2 protein-coding genes are annotated in these 551 nt (G+C 69.9%); both read left to right on the forward strand.

The features are described from left to right. A partial coding sequence (locus IE272_RS38545; protein WP_190010425.1) for an RNA polymerase sigma factor occupies positions 1-323 on the forward strand: 323 nt, incomplete at its 5' end. Beyond that, positions 320-551 (forward strand): hypothetical protein (locus IE272_RS38550; RefSeq protein WP_373304247.1); only part of this gene is annotated, 232 nt, incomplete at its 3' end. The genes IE272_RS38545 and IE272_RS38550, both read left to right, overlap by 4 nt.

Raw genomic sequence — 551 nt, forward strand, 5'->3', positions numbered from 1 at the left:
ACAAGGTCATCGACCACGCCCGCGCCCGCACACGCCGGCCCCCGCTGATCGACGACGCTGCTTTCGACACCGTCGCCCTGCGCGACGCGGTCGACCCGATCGGCCAGATCACCGAATCCCTCGCCCTTTTCCGTGCTCTGCGCCAGCTCACCGACCGCCAGCAGGACGTCATGGTGATGACCTACCTCCAGGGCATGAACGCCCCCGAGGTGGCCGCCGTACTGGGCATGAGCAGCCCCACTGTCCGCTCCACGGTCCGTCACTCCCTGCGCCGCCTGCGGGAGATCCTGGGACCCGACCGCACCATGGAAGGACGGCGATGACCCCTCACATCGACGAATTCCTCTCCCGAGCACGCCTCGCTTCCGCTCCCTATACCCAGGACGACATCGACGCGGCCGAAGCCCGCGTCCTCGCCCGCCTCGATGCACCCGCTCCGAGCATCGTCCCGGCGGCCGCGGTCTCCACCGCCATCAAGGAGCCGACCGCGGTGGAGGCCGCCCAGGACCTCCAGACCCTCTGCGAAACCGTCGTCACCCGCACCACCGCCC

This window comes from Streptomyces anulatus (genome assembly GCF_014650675.1).
Classification (GTDB): domain Bacteria; phylum Actinomycetota; class Actinomycetes; order Streptomycetales; family Streptomycetaceae; genus Streptomyces; species Streptomyces anulatus.